The 16,796-nt window shown below is 66.1% G+C and carries 21 protein-coding genes; 7 read left to right on the top strand and 14 right to left on the bottom strand.

Annotated features, from left to right (window positions below):
- The first annotated feature begins 29 nt into the window (after positions 1-29).
- Positions 30-980, top strand: a complete 951-nt coding sequence (locus M0R89_RS05260; RefSeq protein WP_248651517.1) for a cupredoxin domain-containing protein — start codon at positions 30-32, stop codon at positions 978-980.
- A gap of 302 nt (positions 981-1,282) precedes the next feature.
- Here M0R89_RS05260 and M0R89_RS05255 read toward each other — a convergent pair whose 3' ends face one another.
- The 5 genes from M0R89_RS05255 to M0R89_RS05235 all read right to left on the bottom strand — a co-directional run bounded on the left by M0R89_RS05255 (position 1,283) and on the right by M0R89_RS05235 (position 3,293).
- Complete coding sequence (locus M0R89_RS05255; protein WP_248651516.1) at positions 1,283-1,462, bottom strand: hypothetical protein; 180 nt, start codon at positions 1,460-1,462, stop codon at positions 1,283-1,285.
- A 25-nt stretch (positions 1,463-1,487) separates the two neighbouring features.
- Positions 1,488-1,727, bottom strand: a complete 240-nt coding sequence (locus M0R89_RS05250) for a hypothetical protein (protein ID WP_248651515.1) — start codon at positions 1,725-1,727, stop codon at positions 1,488-1,490.
- A 95-nt stretch (positions 1,728-1,822) separates the two neighbouring features.
- Complete coding sequence (locus tag M0R89_RS05245) at positions 1,823-2,413, bottom strand: uracil-DNA glycosylase (protein WP_248651514.1); 591 nt, start codon at positions 2,411-2,413, stop codon at positions 1,823-1,825.
- Positions 2,414-2,495: 82 nt separating this feature from the next.
- Positions 2,496-3,068, bottom strand: coding sequence for an endonuclease dU (locus M0R89_RS05240; protein WP_248651513.1), 573 nt, complete (start codon positions 3,066-3,068; stop codon positions 2,496-2,498).
- A 33-nt stretch (positions 3,069-3,101) separates the two neighbouring features.
- Positions 3,102-3,293, bottom strand: a complete 192-nt coding sequence (locus tag M0R89_RS05235; protein WP_248651512.1) for a DUF5786 family protein — start codon at positions 3,291-3,293, stop codon at positions 3,102-3,104.
- 83 nt (positions 3,294-3,376) lie between these two features.
- On the opposite strand from M0R89_RS05235, the gene M0R89_RS05230 reads away from it, so the two are divergent.
- Positions 3,377-3,988 (top strand): MBL fold metallo-hydrolase, encoded by a 612-nt coding sequence (locus M0R89_RS05230; RefSeq protein ID WP_248651511.1) that lies wholly within the window; start codon positions 3,377-3,379, stop codon positions 3,986-3,988.
- A 44-nt stretch (positions 3,989-4,032) separates the two neighbouring features.
- Positions 4,033-4,338, top strand: a complete 306-nt coding sequence (locus M0R89_RS05225) for a MazG nucleotide pyrophosphohydrolase domain-containing protein (protein ID WP_248651510.1) — start codon at positions 4,033-4,035, stop codon at positions 4,336-4,338.
- Positions 4,339-4,421: 83 nt separating this feature from the next.
- Here M0R89_RS05225 and M0R89_RS05220 read toward each other — a convergent pair whose 3' ends face one another.
- The gene (locus tag M0R89_RS05220; RefSeq protein ID WP_248651509.1) at positions 4,422-4,571 is read right to left on the bottom strand and encodes a 50S ribosomal protein L40e; all 150 of its coding nucleotides are present in this window, start codon (positions 4,569-4,571) and stop codon (positions 4,422-4,424) included.
- Positions 4,572-4,678: 107 nt separating this feature from the next.
- Between M0R89_RS05220 and M0R89_RS05215 the strand changes: the two genes are divergently transcribed.
- Positions 4,679-5,941 carry a right-handed parallel beta-helix repeat-containing protein gene (locus M0R89_RS05215; RefSeq protein WP_248651508.1) on the top strand — a complete coding sequence of 421 codons (1,263 nt, stop codon included), beginning with the start codon at positions 4,679-4,681 and terminating at the stop codon, positions 5,939-5,941.
- Here M0R89_RS05215 and M0R89_RS05210 read toward each other — a convergent pair whose 3' ends face one another.
- From M0R89_RS05210 to M0R89_RS05180, 7 genes are all read right to left on the bottom strand, one after another.
- Entirely contained in the window at positions 5,942-6,463 is a 522-nt protein-coding gene (locus M0R89_RS05210) for a DUF367 family protein (RefSeq protein ID WP_248651507.1), read from the bottom strand.
- Between the two features lie 587 nt (positions 6,464-7,050).
- Positions 7,051-8,214 (bottom strand): acyl-CoA dehydrogenase family protein, encoded by a 1,164-nt coding sequence (locus tag M0R89_RS05205; protein WP_248651506.1) that lies wholly within the window; start codon positions 8,212-8,214, stop codon positions 7,051-7,053.
- A gap of 95 nt (positions 8,215-8,309) precedes the next feature.
- Positions 8,310-8,726 (bottom strand): DUF7344 domain-containing protein, encoded by a 417-nt coding sequence (locus M0R89_RS05200; protein WP_248651505.1) that lies wholly within the window; start codon positions 8,724-8,726, stop codon positions 8,310-8,312.
- Positions 8,727-8,884: 158 nt separating this feature from the next.
- Positions 8,885-9,787: a DUF7537 family lipoprotein gene (locus M0R89_RS05195; protein ID WP_248651504.1), complete on the bottom strand. Its 903-nt coding sequence runs from the start codon at positions 9,785-9,787 to the stop codon at positions 8,885-8,887.
- Between the two features lie 197 nt (positions 9,788-9,984).
- Entirely contained in the window at positions 9,985-10,992 is a 1,008-nt protein-coding gene (gene phnE / locus M0R89_RS05190) for a phosphonate ABC transporter, permease protein PhnE (RefSeq protein WP_248651503.1), read from the bottom strand.
- Positions 10,989-11,744 carry a phosphonate ABC transporter ATP-binding protein gene (gene phnC / locus M0R89_RS05185; protein WP_248651502.1) on the bottom strand — a complete coding sequence of 252 codons (756 nt, stop codon included), beginning with the start codon at positions 11,742-11,744 and terminating at the stop codon, positions 10,989-10,991. Before phnC ends, phnE begins: the two co-directional genes overlap by 4 nt.
- Positions 11,745-11,826: 82 nt before the next feature.
- On the bottom strand, positions 11,827-12,795 hold the full coding sequence (locus M0R89_RS05180) for a phosphate/phosphite/phosphonate ABC transporter substrate-binding protein (protein WP_248651501.1): 969 nt from the start codon (positions 12,793-12,795) through the stop codon (positions 11,827-11,829).
- A gap of 179 nt (positions 12,796-12,974) precedes the next feature.
- On the opposite strand from M0R89_RS05180, the gene hisH reads away from it, so the two are divergent.
- Complete coding sequence (gene hisH, locus M0R89_RS05175; RefSeq protein ID WP_248651500.1) at positions 12,975-13,661, top strand: imidazole glycerol phosphate synthase subunit HisH; 687 nt, start codon at positions 12,975-12,977, stop codon at positions 13,659-13,661.
- 56 nt (positions 13,662-13,717) lie between these two features.
- Here the strand turns inward: hisH and M0R89_RS05170 are convergent, their stop codons facing one another.
- Positions 13,718-14,065, bottom strand: a complete 348-nt coding sequence (locus M0R89_RS05170) for a hypothetical protein (RefSeq protein ID WP_248651499.1) — start codon at positions 14,063-14,065, stop codon at positions 13,718-13,720.
- Between the two features lie 267 nt (positions 14,066-14,332).
- On the opposite strand from M0R89_RS05170, the gene M0R89_RS05165 reads away from it, so the two are divergent.
- Positions 14,333-15,442 carry a tRNA (guanine(26)-N(2))-dimethyltransferase gene (locus M0R89_RS05165; protein ID WP_248651498.1) on the top strand — a complete coding sequence of 370 codons (1,110 nt, stop codon included), beginning with the start codon at positions 14,333-14,335 and terminating at the stop codon, positions 15,440-15,442.
- A gap of 72 nt (positions 15,443-15,514) precedes the next feature.
- Positions 15,515-16,753, top strand: coding sequence for a YihY/virulence factor BrkB family protein (locus tag M0R89_RS05160; protein WP_248651497.1), 1,239 nt, complete (start codon positions 15,515-15,517; stop codon positions 16,751-16,753).
- Positions 16,754-16,796: the final 43 nt, after the last annotated feature.

Below are 16,796 nucleotides of genomic sequence, written 5' to 3'. Positions count from 1 at the left end.
TCCAGACCGCGATGAATCCCCGCTCGGACATGGGGGACTCCGGACGCGAGACGCACGAGGCCGACCGAACGACCGCCGACCCGACCGCGCGCCGGCGGAGCGTGCTACGGGCGCTCGGCGGTGCGGGCGCGCTCGCGGCGTTCACGGGCGTGAGTACCGGCCGGGAACGCGCGGCGGCCGCCGCGGACGCGACGGACGCGCAGAGTCCCGCGGAGACCCGCGAACGGGCGCGACAGGACGGCGAAATCGACCCGGTGTGGGGGTTCCCGGCGCTGTCCGACGAGACCGACCCGCCGACCAGTCCGAAGCACGAGGTGGAACTCCAGATTCGGCCGCACGACGCGCCGATTCCCGAGTTCGTCTTCGAACCGACCGGCCTCTACGTCGAACCGGGCGACACGGTGCGGTTCAGCTACGAGTCGCCCCACCACACCGTGACGGCCTACCACCCCGCGTTCGGCTACGTCCAGCGCGTGCCCGACGACGTGCCACCGTTCTCGGCCCCGGCGCTCCCGCAGGGCGGCTACTGGCTCTACACGTTCGACCGAGAGGGCGTCTACGACCTCCACTGCGCCCCCCACGAGATATTCGGCCACGCGATGCGAATCGTCGTCGGGTCGCCGAGCGGACCGGCGGCCGACGCCCTGCCCGACCTCTGCGCACAGCAACCGGCGGAGACGCCGGGTGCGGGCGGGGAGACCACGGCCGCGATGGACGAGCAGACGACGACCGGGACGGGGCGAGAGACCACGGCCGACGCCCGAACGGCGACGGCCGAACCCGGAACGACCACTGGTAGCGGCGAGGAAGGAGACGGCGGGGAGGAGCCGAGTTTCCCGCGGCTCACGGCCTACACCGTCCTCTCGGACCCGGCGCTCGCTCCCGACGCCATCGTGGACGAGCGTCGAGTGTCGTGGGACGACCTCGCGCCCGAGAGCAAGCAGTTGTTCGTCCAAATTCGGGGCTTCCCGCCGTGTTGACCCGCGAGGTCCCGCGCTCGACCGGCCGAGAAGCCCGTTTCGTGGCGGGGCGACCGGGCGACGCGAGACCACGCGACGCGAACCGCTGACCGCTAAAACCGCGGTCCCCGGCGGAAAATTTCGAGCCGAGAGTCGCTCAGAGTAGCGAAATCGTGAACGCGATGCTCGAACTGAGCAGCATCAGTACGAAGAACAGCGAGATGAGTTTCTGTCTCGTGTCGTCGTCCATATCGAACGGAAGCGACGGGCGCGAGATAACGCTTTGGGTCGCGGCGCGTCCGAGCGGTGCAGCGGTCGCCCCGCTACCGCCGGTCCTCGACGGTCCCGAGGACGGCGTCGCAGTGGGGACACAGCACCATCCAGTACCGTTGGCTCGTCGTGGCGGTCACGGTGACGCCGTCGCGGTCGGCCTTCGGTTCGATTCGCTTCTGGCTGTAGTTCGGGTCGCCGGCGTCGCGGCCGCAGGACGCACAGGTTGGCATACGCGGGCGTACGGCGGCCGGCGGCTTAACGGCCGCGCACCGCGACGTAGCACGCCGCGACGACGACGCATCCGACGCCCGAGAAGAACGTGGTCGCGCCCCACGCCACGGGTGCGAGCGACGCGCCCCGGGAGCGCGGGGACCCTCGACGCCTGCGCGCGTCGGCGTACACGAGCGTCGCGAGGACCAGCGGAACGAGGACGGCCGCGGCGGCGAGCGCGAGCGTTTCGAGTTCGAGGCTGAGCGACGGGTGAGGTAGGGGCATGGACCCCTTTCTTCCGACGGCGGACCCATTGTTATTGACTCGTTACCGGCGTCTCGGGGGGACGGATAAATCGAACCCCGGCGGCGAGCGCCGGGTCAGAACTCGCCGAGTTGCGACTGACCGCCCGAGTCCTCGCCCGCCATCGCGGCCGCCTTGTCGAGGGCGGCGTCGAGCGTCTCCTCCTGACTGCTGTCGTAGAGGGTCGCCGCGGGGTGGACGCAGATAAGCACGTCGCGGACCTCGCCGCCGAGTTCGGCGGTCCTGACCGACCCGGCCTCCTTCGTGACCGCGACGTCGTCGTCCAAGAGGTGTTCGCTCGGCACCTTTCCGAGCGTGATTACGACCTCGGGGTCGACCTGTTCGATTTCGCTCTCGAGGTAGGGCCAGCAGTTGTCGAGTTCCTCGCTGGTCGGGTCGCGGTTCTCCGGTGGGCGACACCGCACGCAGTTGGTGATGCGCACGTCCTCGCGGGCGAGTCCCCGGTCGCGCAACTTGTCGTCCAGAATCGTGCCGCTCCGCCCGACGAAGGGTTCGCCCTGCTGGTCCTCCTGTTGGCCCGGCCCTTCGCCGACGAACAGGAGGTCGGCGTCCGCGGGACCCGTGCCGTTGACTATCTGGCTTCGGCTATCCACGAGTTCGGGACAGCGCGTACACTCGGTCACTTCGAGGCCGTCCATTTCTCCCATGCGTGAGGGCACGGGTCGGTGGTATTAAGAATCGGCGGCCTTCCGTCGAGGTGCGGACCTCGCTCCGGTTCGGTCCGGAGTCTCACCCCTCCGAGGGCCCGCTGTTCCGCCGGAGGTCGTCGCCCGCTCTCGCGGCCAGTCTCGCCACCCGGAGCGGTTCGGGCCGACCGCCCTCCGGCGTGAACGCTCGGACCGCCTCGCGGGCCTCGCTCGCGTCGATGCCCACCGAGCGCACGAAGACCGTCTCGTCGTTGACCGAGACGCGCTCTCTGGCCGGTTGGCGCTCGAACGCCCGCTTTCGCCGCTCTAACGCCTCGCCCTCGAACTCGGCCTCCAGCGCCTCGACCAGTCCCGGACTCTCCTCGAAGGTGACGGAGACTACCGGGCGGTCGGTCTCCTCGTGAATCGTTCGGAGGTCCACGACGTTGTACCACGCCAGTGCGATACCGGCGACGAAGACGTATCTCACGTCCTCGCGGCCGAGGTCGGAAAACAGGTCGGTGACTGCTTCGGTGGCGTCCGTTCCGCCGACGGTGCAGGTCTCGAAGGCGAATCCGTCGGTGACGCGACTCGCGCGGGCGACGACGCCCGCGAGCGTGCTACGACGTTCTCGATAGGACTCGGCGATACCCAGCGCGCGGACGCCGGACTTCACGGGTCGGGGTTCACGGAGTCTAATCTCACGGAGTCAGGTCTCGCTCTGCTCGTCGTCCTTGATGTCCTTGAGACGGTCGATGAGTTCGTCGTTCGAAGCTCCGATTTCGAAGTCCACGCTGCCTTCGTGGGAGTTCTCTTCGGTGTTTACGCCGTTATCGTCGTCGAGGTCGGCATCGTAGTCCTGATTCTCCTGTTCGGACTCGTCGTAGCTCCCAAATCCCATGTGTAAATGTATGTAGGTGCTTCGACCACTAAAGTCTCCTGCCGCCCGTCAAGGTTTTGAGGGGTGCGGCCAAATAGCCCGGCGTGCAAGTACACAACGTCACCGCCGACGCGGAGACGTTCACCTGTAACGCCTATCTCGCCGAGGGCGAGAGGACGGTGCTGGTGGACGCCGGCAGCATGCCGGGCGTCGTGGACGTCGTCGCCGACCGCGTCGAGGACGTGGACGCGGTGGTGCTGACCCACCAACACGGCGACCACGTCGGTCAACTCGACGCCGTGCTGGACGCCTACGACCCCGAACTGCTCTGCTATGCCGACCACCCGCGCCGGACCGAGGAGATTTCGGACGGCGACACCGTCGAAATCGGCGACGAGGAGTTCGAGGCGGTCCACTCGCCGGGCCACGCCGACGACCACCTCGCGTTCGTCTCGGACTCGACCCTCTTCAGCGGCGACGTGGTGGTGTACAACGACGGCGCGTTCGACGACGGTAGCTTCGGCCGGACGGATATGGCCGGCCAGTCACGCGAGCGCGAAATCGAGAGCATCCGCGAGATTCTCGACAGGATGGGAGAGGGCGTCGGGTCGATGTACGCCGGACACGGCGACGAATTCCACGGCGACGTGCGCGAGGTCGTCGAGCGTGCGCTGGAGCGGGCCGAGCGCCGGGAGCCGAAGTATCCGGACGAGTAGGTGATAATATTTTTACCGGTCGCGCGTCCCCTTCGTGTCGAGAGATGAACGCTCAAGAGACGGTCGCCGAGTTCCTCGCGGAACACGAACTGGACAGCGAACCGGCGTATCGGATTCTCGACCTCGCCTCGGAGGTCGGCGAGTTGGCGAAAGACGTCAACGACTCGACCGACTACGGGGCGGAACCCGAGGAGGTAGACGTGAAGACGGACGAACTCGGCGACGCGCTCTTCTCGCTCCTCGCCGTCGCCGAGTCGCTCGACGTGGACGCCGAGGAGGCCTTAGACGAGGCGCTGGCGAAGTATCGTGCGCGAATCGAGGCGACCGGCGACCCCGGGTCGGGCGAGTAGGGGTCCGGCGGTAGCGAAACGTCTTCGAGAGCGAACGGAGGCGTAGCTGTCCGAACGCGAGCCAAGGAGAAACCGAGCGACAATCAGGCGTTGCGCGGTTCCTTGCTCTTGGGTCGGAGCTTTCCGTAGCCGCACTTGCGGCAGTTGTCGGCTTCGTGGGGGTTACGAGCGTTGCACCGCATGCAAATCATCTTGTCGAGGATTCGCGCTTCCGCTTTCTCGAAGCTGGCCATACCGACGGGTTAGCCGCCACGGCATTTAAACCTTACAGAGTCGCGCTGGCCGGGCGTCCGCTCGGGCGGCGACAAACCCTAACTTCGCGTCCGGTGACACCGGACTCATGCCAGAACGACCCGCGGTAACGGTCCTCGCGCTGGTGGTTCTCCTCGCTGTCGCACCCGCGAGTAGTGCGGTTTCGGGCGGTGCAGCGATGGGAACCCAGACAGAGACCTCCACGACCGAGATTTCGAGTTGTACGACCATCACCGAGTCCGGCGAGTACGTCCTCACGGGCGACGTGACGAACGAGTCGCCGACCCGACCGCGGAACGGCCTCGGGGCCTGCATCGCCGTCCGGGCCGACGACGTGACTCTTCGGGGCCGGAATCACACCGTCGCGGCCGGACCCGGCGGCGCTCCCGGCGTCGTCGGCGTCCTCGTGAGTCCGCGAACGAGGGCTCGGGGAGTTACGCTCTCCGGCGTGCGGGTTGGCGGCCGCCAGTCGCGCTCGAACGTCACCGTACAGAATCTCACGACGACTCGGTGGGGCGCGGGCGTCGCGGTCCTCGGCGCGACCGGCGTCACTCTCCGGAACGTCTCGGCGGCGAACAACCTCGGGGACGGGATTTTCGCGGAGAACGCGACCGACCTCCGACTCCGGGGCGGGTCGGTCCGGGGGAGCAACACCGGCGTCTTCCTCCGGCGCTCGCCGGACGCCAGCGTCGCGAACCTGACCGTCGCCGACAACCTCGCCGGCGTCTCGGTCCGGCGCTCGGACGACGCGACGCTCCGGAACCTCTCGGTCTCCCGCCACTCGCAGTACGGCGTCGCGCTCGTCCGGTCGGCGAACGCGACCCTCGAAAACGCGACGCTCCGGGACGACGGCTTCGCCGAAATCGCGCTCGCACGCTCCTCGGACGCTCGCCTCGTCGGCGTCTCGGTCGCCGACTCGCCGGGGTGGGAGGTCTACGCGGTCCGCGACTCCGCGGCGGTCGGCGAGCGCGTCCGCCTCGGCGCGACGACCCTCTCCTTCGAGGTCCGCGACGCGGCCCTCGACGCCGCTACCGAGACGCCGCCGCTCCCGCTGACTGACCGACAGGTCGTCGGCGACTCGCTGTTCGTCCGGCCGACGGCGGCGGACGCTCGCCTCTCGCTCTCCCTTGGCTACGCCGATTCCGCCGTCGAGCGCGCGCGGACGACCGAGGACACCCTCTCGCTCTGGCGGTTCGACGCCGGGTCGGGGTGGGCGCGCGCCGAGACGACGGTGGACGCCGAGCGAAACCGCGCGTCGGCCGACTTCGAAAATCTGAGCGAGAACGGGACGGTTGTCGCCCTCGTCGGCGAGGGACTCGCGGAGTCGGAGAACGCGACGGACCGAAGTTAGCTACGAATCGGTCGCAGACTGCTCTTCCCCGGCGTCGAGATACTCCTGCTGGACCGCGACCACCTCGGTCGAGTCCTCGCAGTCGGCGTATCGCCGGAGTGGTTCGGCGTTGAGTTCGAGGAAGGTCTCGCCCCACGTGAACTTCGAGAGAATCTCTTCGGCATGCTCGCGTTCGCCGAGAATCGTCAGGGCGGCGGCGAACGCCTCGACCGTGTTCAGGCGGAAGGGCTTGCCGTAGCTGACGGGGTTGGCCGCCACGAGGAACGGGAGCGCGCGGTGGACGCCCGGCATCTCGAACAGCGCCCGCTCGGCGGTCTCCCACGAGCAGTCCAGCGCGACTAGCTTGTCGGTCTCGGCCCTGTCGGCGGGCGAGAGCGCCTGCTCGGCGTGGGGGTTCAGCACGATGCCGTAGGGAGTCGCCGACGCGCTCCGATGGAGTGTGGCGAGGTCGAACCGGGCGAGTTTCCGGGCCGTACACTTGTCGGGGTCGTCGTCGCCCTCGTAGCGGACGTGGAGATTCACCGAGTAGACGTAGGCAAGTAGCCTTCAAAAGTTGCTCGGAGAGTCGGAAGCTCAGCTTCCAACGCGGTGTAAGCAGAGATGGTGATCATTTAGAAAGCCCCCGGTCGCTCGCGGTCATTGGCCGACATATTCTCGGTTCCCTTCGCTCACCTCGGATAGGGGTCGGCCAGACGACCAAGATGAACGCCAGCGACCGGCCCCTTTCAGTCCCGCCGGCAGTTTGGTCGGCCAGTCGTCGCTGGATGGACCGTTCCACCCGGCGCGCACTGGTGCGCCCTCGTGGCGCGCCAGTGTGCGTGAGGGAGGCGCCGCGTTCAGGCGGCCGCCGAGGCTGGGGAGGCGTGAGGCCCGTGGTTGCGGTGATTCCTTGGTGTCGGCAGAAGCTAGCTACTCGTTCACTCTGGTCTTCGTTTCGCTGCTCAGAAAAAGAGCCCTCAGGAAAAGCTCCGAAGGCGTGTTCTACTCGTAGGCGGCAATTCCGGTCAACTCACCGGTATTGCCGCTGTACTCGGACTCTAACGAGTCACTCGTAGGCGGCAATTCCGGTCAACTCACCGGTATTGCCGCTGTACTCGGACTCTAACGAGTCACTCGTAGGCGGCAATTCCGGTGAGATCCTCGCCCAGAATCAGGGTGTGGATGTCGTGGGTGCCCTCGTAGGTGTAGACCGTCTCCATGTTCGCCATGTGGCGCATCGGCGAGTAGTCGGTCGTGATGCCGTTCCCGCCCAGCATCTCGCGGGCGACCCGCGACTGGTCGCGGGCCATCCGGACGTTGTTGCGCTTGGCCATCGAGACGTGCTGCGGTCGCAGGTCGCCTCGTTCCTTCAACTCCGCCAGCCTGTAGGCCAGCAGTTGGCTCGTCGTGATTTCGGTCGCCATCTCCGCGAGTTTCTGCTGCTGTATCTGGAATCGCGCGATGGGGCCGCCGAACTGGTCGCGCTCGGTGGCGTACTCGCGGGCCGTCTCGAAGCTATCGCGGGCCGCGCCGACCGCGCCCCACGCGATGCCGTACCGGGCCTGCGTGAGACACGAGAGCGGTCCCTTCATCCCTTCGACGTCGGGCAGGACCGCGTCCTCGGGCACGTACACGTCGTTGAGGCCGATTTCGCCCGTCACGGAGGCGCGCATCGAGAGCTTGTCGTCTATCTTGTTGGTCGTCACGCCGTCCGTGTCGGTTTCGACGAGGAAGCCCCGGACCGGGTTATCCTCGGCCGAGCGGTCGCGCGCCCAGACGACCGCCACGTCCGAGATGGGCGAGTTAGTAATCCACGTCTTCGAGCCGTTGAGGACGTACTCGCCCGCGTCCTTCTCCGCGTAGGTCTCCATCCCCGAAGGGTTCGAGCCGTGTTCGGGTTCCGTCAGCCCGAAACAGCCGACGAGTTCGCCCCGGCCCAGTCCCGGGAGCCAGCGCTCTTTCTGCTCCTCGGAGCCGTAGGCGTGAATCGGGTACATCACGAGCGCGCCCTGCACGCTCGCCATCGAGCGGATGCCGGAGTCGCCCGCCTCCAACTCCTGCATCAGCAGGCCGTACGCGGTCTCGCTGACGTTCGGCGAGCCGTACCCCTCCAGATTCGGCGCGTAAAACCCCAGCTCGCCCATCTCCGGGATGAGTTCGGTCGGGAACGTCCCGGCCTCGAAGTGGTCCCCGATGTCCGGCTTGACCTGCTCCTCGACGAACTGACGGGCGGTGTCCCGAATCATCTGCTCCTCCTCGTCGAGGTCCTGCTCCAGTGAGACGTAATCGAGCATGACGGAAACTGAGTCCGGAACCGTAAAAAACGCTCCTACTCGTTCGCAATTGTTGCCGCGAACGAGCGCCGTGTCCCCGACCCCGATTCGGGACCTCAGACCTCGACGTTCTCGTCGCGGCTGGCCGCGATGTCGAGGTACGCGTCGGCCTGTTCGGCGTAGGGGCCGCGCTCTATCACCGCGTCGTCCTCGTCGTACTCGACCAGTCCCATCATCGCCAGTTTCGGCAACTGGGAGTGGCGAAGCGAGGTGAACACGCGCTTGCAGTGTTCCTCCGAGACGAGGTCGATGGGCTTGTTCGTCTCCCACGCGGCGACCGTATCGACCAGTTCGCGCAGGTCTATCGCCCCCTCGGCCTCCCGGAGGGCGACGAGGACGTACCGGCTCCGCTTCGAGGCGAGCGCGTCGAAGATGTTGTCCTGCGAGAGCGGCGGCGCTTCGAAGCTCGGCTCGCGCGGAGACGGTGCGGGCGACGCGGGAGTTTCGTTACCCTCGGCTAGGTCGTCTCTCATTACCCTATCATAAACTCCCAACCGGGGTGGCTCTGCTGGTTCACAGGTAATGGTGTTTAAGAGCGCCGCGGCGAAAACCGACCGAGAGCGGTTGCCTCACTCGCGACCCTCGCCGGCCGACTCGCTCTGGCCGGACGCGAGTCGTCGGCGCGGGCCGTCTACGTCCCGTTCTCCTGCGTTCGGTTCGCGTGTACCGCCTCGGCCTCGTCGACCCACGCCGGAACCTCGACGGTCGTCTCCCCGACCGCTGAGTACCGAACCGTCATCGTCCGGTGGCCCGAGACGCTCCCTCGCTCGAAGTCGTACTCGTAGGTGACGTTCCGGACGAACCCGGAGGGCGCGACCAGTGCGGTGGCGGTGACGTTCGTCGCGTTCACCTCGACACTGCCGTTCCGCGGCCGGTAGGTGAACGTCCGGTTCTCGCCCTCGGCCCGGACGCGGTACCACTGCCCGCCGTCCGACTCGACCCCGCCGGTCTCCTCCGGGGGCGCGACCGACGTGACGCTAGTCGCTGACCCGTTCAGCACGTCGGCGAGCAACTGCTCGCTACTGAACGTGGTCTCGGCGAACCCGCGACCCGCCACCCTGCGGTAGCCGTCGCGGTAGGCGCTGGCGTTCCAGAACGTGACGCTGCCGTTCGTGTAGACGCGACTGTCCTCGATGGTGATGCCCGCGACGCTGACGCCGGTGCCGGTCTGGGTGTGGTTGAACCGTAACCGTTCGGCCCCGACCTGCGTGTGCTGGCCCCACCGGCCGAGTTCGCTCCCGTTGTCGGCGACGACACGAACCTTCCGGTCGTAGGTGTACGTCTGGTTCGCCAGCACCTGTTCGTGGGCGGCCGCGAGCGCCGCGGCGTCGGTCACCGAGTTCGCCGAGAGACCGGGCGGTAACGCCGAGCCGCCGGCGGTTTCCGTCGGTTCCCCGGTGGTAGCCTCGGAAACGGTCGTCCCGTCTGCGCGCGTCGTCACTTCCGATGTCGTGTCCGTCTCGCCGCCGGGGAACGCGTTACAGCCCGCGAGGACGAGAAGAAGGCCGACGGCGAGTGCGAGTGAGCGGCGCATGCCGGTGGTTCGACGCTTCCGGATAAAGATTTACGGGCTGACCTGTTTGGGCGGGCGGCACTGAGACGGCCGACGGACGGCATCGGCAGTGGACGGGAGCGCCGGAACTGGACCTCACTCGGGAGGGATAACCCCGAACCGGCGCGGAAAACGGCGAAAACGTCGAGAAACTCGGTGGTTCGCAGCGGTCGCTCGTACTACCGCCACATCGACTCGGCCATCCGCTGGGGGAACTCCCGGACGAGTCGGAGGAGGTGCTTGAAGATGCCCTCCTCGTTGCTGTCGCCCCGGAGGTACGACCGAGTACGTTGGCTGATTATCTCGACGCTGACGACCAGCACGAAGATGACGATGATGGTCGCCATCATGTTCGTGTAGTTGAACAGTCCCCGCTGCGTGTTGAGGATGCCACCGATACCGCCCGCGCCGATGAGACCCATCGTGACGGCGATGCGGACGTTTATTTCGAGGATGTACATCGTCCACGCGATGAAGGGCGTGAACACCTGCGAGAGCATCCCGAAGGTGATGGTCTGGGGTCGATTCGCTCCCGTCGATTCGATGGCCTCTATCGGACCGTCCTCGACCTCCTCCAAGGCGTCGGTGAACAGTCGCCCCAGGTTCCCGACGGTGTCGGTTCCGATGGCGAGCGTCGCCGTGAACGGCGAGAGGCCGCCGAGTGGGATGTAGATGAGCGCCCACACGAGCGCGGGAATCGACCGAATCGTGCTCATCGTGCCCCGGAAGATGAAGTTGAACGGGAACGGAGTGACCCGTTCGCTTCCGAGGACGCCGAACAGGAGCGCACCGGGGACGCCCAGAACCGTCCCCGCGAATCCGATGGCCAGCGTCGTGAGCGCCGCCTTCGGGATGGACGGACCGGTCTGGTTGGCCAGGAACTGCTGGTACTGACCGAAGTCGAGGAACGGTACCCCGAAGTACGTCGTCACCGGGAAGAACCCGCCGAGCGCCTCCTTGAACTCCGGCCAGTAGTAGATTATCTCCGCGATAGTGAACTGCACCATCTCCAGCGCGGAGAGAAACAGGTACGCGAACGCGACGACTCCGACCAGCCAGCCGACCCGCCGAATCGTCTTTCTGCGTTTCAGTTCCGTCAACCGCTGCTCGATGCGGTCGTCCGTTCGATAGCCGATACCGAAGTACGCGCGCAGGCGCTCGCCGAGGCTATCGTCGCTGGTGCTCATGCGTCTACCTCCTGACCGCTCCGGATGGACTCGGTCTGAATGTCGCCGTATATCTGGTCGATTACGTCGATAGTCAAGTCCTCCCGATAGCCGTCGAACACGAGGCGGCCGTCTTTCATCCCGAGGAATCGCTCACCGAACTCGCGTGCGAGGTTCACCTGATGCAGACTGGCGAGAGTCGTCAGGTTCCGCTCGTCCGCGGCGTCCCGGATGTACCCCATCACGGACTCGGCGCTCGCGGGGTCGAGGCTCGCCACCGGTTCGTCCGCGAGCAGCAGATTCGGTAACTGTACGAGTGCCCGAGCGATACCGACGCGCTGTTGTTGACCACCACTCATCTGACTCGCCTGTTGGCCCGCCTCGTCGAGTAGGCCGACCGTGTCGAGCGCCTCCAACGCCGCGAGTTTGTCCTCGCGGTCGTTCCACTGGAGCAGACTGCGTCCGAAAGACGTACGATTGAGCGACCCGGTGAGCGCGTTCCCGTACGCGCTCATCTGTTCGATGATGTAGTGTTGCTGGAATATCATCGCCACGTCGTCTCGCGGTCCGGTTATCTCCTCGGCGTCGATGCTGATACTTCCCGAAGTCGGTTGCGTCAAGCCGTTGAGACACCGCAGGAGCGTGGACTTACCGGCACCGGACTCGCCGAGGATGACGACGAACTCGCCGTCGGGAATCTCGAACGAGACGTCCCGTAAGGCCTGCACGTCTCCGTACGATTTGCTCAGGTTTTCGACTTTTATTGTACTCATTTTCCGGTTTTCGCTAGGTTGGCTTCCGTTGGGGGCTGAAATAGTCCAACGACTAAAACAGTACGAAAGTTAGCGGGCTAACTTACGAGTCGCTACCGAATTCGAGTCCGAGAGCGTTCTTGACGTTCTTGACCGGTTTGTAGTCGCTGGCGTCGCCCTTCTTGAGTCCCGTGAACCAGAGGTCCTCCGCGCTGTTGTCGTTCTTGAGGTCCTTCGCTTCGGCTTCGAGGAGGGCCGTCTTGATGTCCTCGCGTTTGTCCGAGTCCCAGTTCGAGCGCATGAGGATGGGCGCACGCGGAATCGGCTGAGAGGCCTTCAGAAGCTGCATCTCGGGCTTCTTCGAGCCCGCGTCGTCGAACCCGGCCGCGATGTTCTTGACGCGGTCCGGGAACTGGTCTTTCGGCACGTGAGGCATCGAGACGAACGCTCCCGTCCCGGCCGCCGCAACGTCGTCCCGGTTCTTCATGGCCTTGAACGCTTGGTCGTGACCGGACCACTTGCCGGTGAAGTCCTTCGGGTTGCCTTCCGGCGCACCGCCGATGTCGAGACCGGCCTGCTTGAGCATGTAGAGCGGGAAGAGCGATCCGCTCGTCGAGAGTTTGTCGGCGAACGCGACGGTCTCGCCTTTCAGGTCGGTGAGTTTGTTGATGTCGTTGTCCGGCTTGGTCGTGATGAGCGAGAAGTACTTGGCGGCACCGTAGGCGACGCGGATTCCCAGGATGTCGGCGACGCCCTCGTCGGTGCCGACGACACCGAGCGTCGGGGACGCGTCCGCGATGTCGGCCTGGTCGCTCTTGAGCGCCTGATAGACGGCGGCGTAGTCGCCCGCCTTCTTGGCCTTGATTTTGACGCCGGTCTCTTGCTCGATGTAGTCGAACACGCCCTGGTACTGCTTCTTGACACTGACCGAAGACTCTGCGGGCGTGAGGATGAATCGCACTTCCTGACTGCCACCCGAACCGGAGAGATTACCGATACACCCTGCCGTTCCCGTAATACCGACTGCACCGGCTGTCGCCGCGGTTTTGAGGAATCTACGTCGGTTTTCCATGACTGAAGTCATGTTTAGCGTCAGACAGGCACCGAATAAATCTTCCTATTTCTAATATATACTCTTAGGTCGTTCGCTCTGGGCGACAGACGTTGCCGATTTCTATGCCACGTCTTTCAGATACTCACGGCAGAACGACGAGGGAAAGGGCCTTTGCCGTGCCGTCGGAACGCTCTGGTATGAGCATCACCGAAACGCGAGACCGTGACGAACGGACCGGAGCGTCGGTCGTCGTGGTCGATTACGGACTGGGCAACCTCCGGAGCGTCACCCGAGGACTGGAGCGTGCGGGCGCCACCGTGACGGTCAGCGACGACCCCGACGCGTTCGAGTCGGCCGACGGCGTCGTCCTGCCGGGCGTGGGCGCGTTCCGCGAGGGCGTCGAGAACGCCGGACCGTACCGGGACGCGCTCCTCGACGTCGCCGAGAGCGGGACGCCCGTCTTCGGCATCTGTCTCGGCATGCAGATGTTGCTCACGACCAGCGAGGAGGCCGAACGCGCCAGCGGCGGGCGCGACGGTGGGCACGCGAGCGACGTGCGCGGACTCGACCTGATTCCGGGGACGAACGTCCGGTTCGCGGAGGGCCAGAAGGTTCCCCACATGGGATGGAACGAACTCGACGTGAAACGCGACCACCCGCTCGTGACGGGCGTGGACGGCGAGTACGCCTACTTCGTCCACTCGTACTACGCGGTCCCCGACGACGAGAACGCCGTCGTCGCCACGTCCGATTACGAGACCGAGTTCCCCGCGATAATCGCCGACGAGACCGGGAACGTCTTCGGCACGCAGTTCCACCCCGAGAAGAGCGGCGAGACCGGTCTCACCATCCTGCGGAACTTCGTGGACATCTGCGCCGAGTGATTTTCCGGTCGCTCGAACGAATAATTCGGTCGCTCGAATCGAGTGATTCGGTTCGTTCAAAGGAAGTCGCGCACGTCCGAGTACCACATGTCGTGGTCGTCCACCTCGCCGACCCGACGCGCGATGGCGACGGCGATGACGTGCCAGCAGAGGTCGGTCGGGTCCTCGGGGTCGAGGTTGTACTCGCTGTCCCGACAGCCGCAACCGCGACCCTCGACGACGTACTCGTCGTCGTGCCCGACGACGACCGTGAAGTCCCGGTACTCCTTGACCCGACTCTCCGAGACTGCCTCGATGGCCTGCGCGCCTCGGTCGTCGTGGACCGACAGGATGCGGTTGGTGACCGCGGGCGTGAGTTCACCCGCCGCTTCGAGGTCGGCCTGCCACTCCTCGACCTCGTTCACGGGGACCGCCTCCGAAGCGCGCGCTCGGAACCGTCGGGCACTGGGGCGTCGGCCGGGAACACGCCAGAGGGGTTTGGAGGGCGGGCCTAAACAGGTTCCGGTGTCGCGCGTTCGCACAACTGTCCGGAGGCGAGGCCGGGGACCGGAGTCCCGCTCCACCGAGAGGCCTGCGCCGGCGTGACCGCTGGGAGAACGCGACGGCACCGCGAGAGAGAAACGGTGGTTCCGCATCGGTTCGCTTTTCGCCGGCGAGTCACGACTACGGGTATGCGCGTCAGCGAAGGCGGGGTCGAGGTCGAAGTCCCCGAACAGGCCGACGAGGGAATCGGCGACGAGGTGTTCTTCAACCCGGTACAGGAGTTGAACCGCGACCTGACGGTGGCGACCCTCCGGGCCTACCGGGACCGCGAACCGCGCGCGGAGTACTACCTCGACGCGATGGCCGCCAGCGGCGTCCGGGGCGTCCGCGCCGCGGCCGAGGGCTGGAACGCCACCCTCGCGGACATCGACGAGGACGCGGTCGAACTCTGCCGGGAGAACCTCGCGCGAAACGACCTCGACGCCGACGTGGTCCAGCGCGACGCCAACGCGCTCATGCACGAGGAGGTGTTCGACGTGGTGGACATCGACCCGTTCGGGACGCCGATTCCGTTCGCGGACGCCGCGTTCGCCAACACCCGCGACCTCGTCTGCGTCACTGCGACCGACACCGCGCCGCTCTGTGGCGCCCACTTCCACAGCGGCGTCCGGAAGTACGGCGCGGTCCCGCGCAACACCGACTATCACGCCGAGATGGGCGTCCGCGTCCTGCTGTCGGCGATGGCCCGCACGGCCGCGCGCTACGACGCGGGCGTGACGCCGATTCTCACCCACGCCACGAACCACTACGTCCGGACCTACCTCGAACTCGACCACAGCGCCAGCGACGCCAACGCCGCCATCGAGGAGTTGGGCCACGTCTACCACTGCGAGGACTGCCTCCACCGCGAACACGACGACGGTCTCATCGCCGACCCGCTCGATAGCTGCCCCGAGTGCCGGAGCGAGCGGGTGCTGACCGCCGGACCGCTGTGGCTCGGCCCGACCCACGACGCCGACTTCGTGGCGGCGGTCCGCGAGAAGTTAGACGACTCGATGGGGACCGCGAGCAAGGCCGAGCGACTACTCGACACCCTCGAAGGCGAACTCCACCTGCCGACCCACTACGACCAGCACCGACTCTGCAAGGAGTGGGGTCGGGCGGCCTCGGGGATGGACGAGTTCCTCGGCAACCTCCGGGACGCCGGGTTCGAGGCCTCGCGGACTCACTACGGCGGCACCACCTTCAAGACGCGGGCGACCGTCGAAGCTATCCGCGAAGCGACACGCCACTCGTAACCTCGGTGCTGGGCACCGGATACCCGACGTAGTGCCAATGAATATTTGTATCTCGTTAGCGAAATGAGTCGCGTGCCCAGTCTCGGAAACGCCGTGAACGTCGGTCGCTCGGTCGTCGAGGAGGCCCGAGAGCAGGAGATTACGTTTCTGGCGGCGAGTACGGCCTACTACGCCTTCGTCTCGCTCATTCCGCTCCTCCTGCTCGCGTTCGTCGTGGTCTCGTTCGTGGCCGGCCAGCAGTTCGCCACGCAGGTCGTCAATCGGGCGTCCGGCCTGTTGACCGCGACCGGCGAGGACCAACTGCGCCAGTTCATCCTCAACCCGCAGGGGCAGGGCGGGACGACCGCCATCGGACTGGTGTTGCTTGCGTGGAGCGCGATAAAGGTGTTCCGCGGGTTCGACGAGGCCTTCTCGGCAATCTACTCGACCGACGCCAAGACCGGAATCGCAGATCAGGTGAAAGACGCGCTGCTCGTGTTGGCCGCCATCGGCGCGGGCGTCGTGGTGGTGGTGCTGACCGGCGCGGCGACGGCGCTGTTTCCCCAGTTCCCGTTCGTCGGCGTCATCACGACGCTGATTCAGTTGGTCGCGCTCGTTCCGGTGTTTCTCCCGCTATACGTCGTCTTCCCGGACGCCGGCGTGTCGGTTCGGGAGGCGCTCCCCGGGGCCGTGGTCGCGACCGTCGGCTGGACGATACTGCAGGTGCTGTTCCGAATCTACGCCGCGGCCTCCTCGACCGGCCCCTCACAGTTTCTCGGCACCGCGCTCCTGTTGGTGACGTGGCTGTACTTCGCCAGTATCCTCGTTCTGCTCGGCGGCGTCGTGAACGTCGTCCTCGCCAATCGCGGGAGTTACGCCGAGCGGACGAAGGAGTCCGAGACCGACCGCATCGAACGCAAACAGGAACTACTCTCCCAATACATGACCGACGACGAATCCGCTCCCGACATCGTGGAACTCCGCGACGAGTTACGGGAGTTGCGAGCCGACGTTGAATCGTTCGAAGAGGACATCGAGACCCGGACCGTCGAGAAACCCGAGGTCGAGTCGGAACTCAAGCAGTACGTCCGCAAGCGGATGCGTCGCGGCCACGCCCGCGGCTGGGGTCCGTACCTCGTGTTGCTGTACGGGACCGCGATGACCATCGCGGCGTTCTTCTGGCTCGAGCAGTTCTGGGCCATCTTCGCGATGGCCGTCATCTGGCTCTCGACGCTCGGACTCTACGCCCTGATGGTGATGCTCGGGTTCGGCGTCGGCGTGATGAGTCTCCCCGGCCGCATCAGCGACCGCATCGGCAATCTCCGGTCGTAGCGCGCCCGTCGGTCGGCGCCGCGCTCGGTCGTAGCGTATATCC

It is taken from the genome of Halorussus limi (assembly GCF_023238205.1).
Lineage (GTDB): Archaea > Halobacteriota > Halobacteria > Halobacteriales > Haladaptataceae > Halorussus > Halorussus limi.
This window is presented reverse-complemented; position numbering and strand designations above follow the sequence as displayed.

Bases quoted from the DNA above. Each gene is read 5' to 3' on its own strand.
- M0R89_RS05260 (WP_248651517.1), top strand. From the start codon at position 30: ATGGGGGACTCCGGACGCGAGACGCACGAGGCCGACCGAACGACCGCC.
- M0R89_RS05255 (WP_248651516.1), bottom strand. From the start codon at position 1,462: ATGCCAACCTGTGCGTCCTGCGGCCGCGACGCCGGCGACCCGAACTAC.
- M0R89_RS05250 (WP_248651515.1), bottom strand. From the start codon at position 1,727: ATGCCCCTACCTCACCCGTCGCTCAGCCTCGAACTCGAAACGCTCGCG.
- M0R89_RS05245 (WP_248651514.1), bottom strand. From the start codon at position 2,413: ATGGGAGAAATGGACGGCCTCGAAGTGACCGAGTGTACGCGCTGTCCC.
- M0R89_RS05235 (WP_248651512.1), bottom strand. From the start codon at position 3,293: ATGGGATTTGGGAGCTACGACGAGTCCGAACAGGAGAATCAGGACTAC.
- M0R89_RS05225 (WP_248651510.1), top strand. From the start codon at position 4,033: ATGAACGCTCAAGAGACGGTCGCCGAGTTCCTCGCGGAACACGAACTG.
- M0R89_RS05220 (WP_248651509.1), bottom strand. From the start codon at position 4,571: ATGGCCAGCTTCGAGAAAGCGGAAGCGCGAATCCTCGACAAGATGATT.
- M0R89_RS05215 (WP_248651508.1), top strand. From the start codon at position 4,679: ATGCCAGAACGACCCGCGGTAACGGTCCTCGCGCTGGTGGTTCTCCTC.
- M0R89_RS05205 (WP_248651506.1), bottom strand. From the start codon at position 8,214: ATGCTCGATTACGTCTCACTGGAGCAGGACCTCGACGAGGAGGAGCAG.
- M0R89_RS05200 (WP_248651505.1), bottom strand. From the start codon at position 8,726: ATGAGAGACGACCTAGCCGAGGGTAACGAAACTCCCGCGTCGCCCGCA.
- M0R89_RS05195 (WP_248651504.1), bottom strand. From the start codon at position 9,787: ATGCGCCGCTCACTCGCACTCGCCGTCGGCCTTCTTCTCGTCCTCGCG.
- phnE (WP_248651503.1), bottom strand. From the start codon at position 10,992: ATGAGCACCAGCGACGATAGCCTCGGCGAGCGCCTGCGCGCGTACTTC.
- phnC (WP_248651502.1), bottom strand. From the start codon at position 11,744: ATGAGTACAATAAAAGTCGAAAACCTGAGCAAATCGTACGGAGACGTG.
- M0R89_RS05180 (WP_248651501.1), bottom strand. From the start codon at position 12,795: ATGGAAAACCGACGTAGATTCCTCAAAACCGCGGCGACAGCCGGTGCA.
- hisH (WP_248651500.1), top strand. From the start codon at position 12,975: ATGAGCATCACCGAAACGCGAGACCGTGACGAACGGACCGGAGCGTCG.
- M0R89_RS05165 (WP_248651498.1), top strand. From the start codon at position 14,333: ATGCGCGTCAGCGAAGGCGGGGTCGAGGTCGAAGTCCCCGAACAGGCC.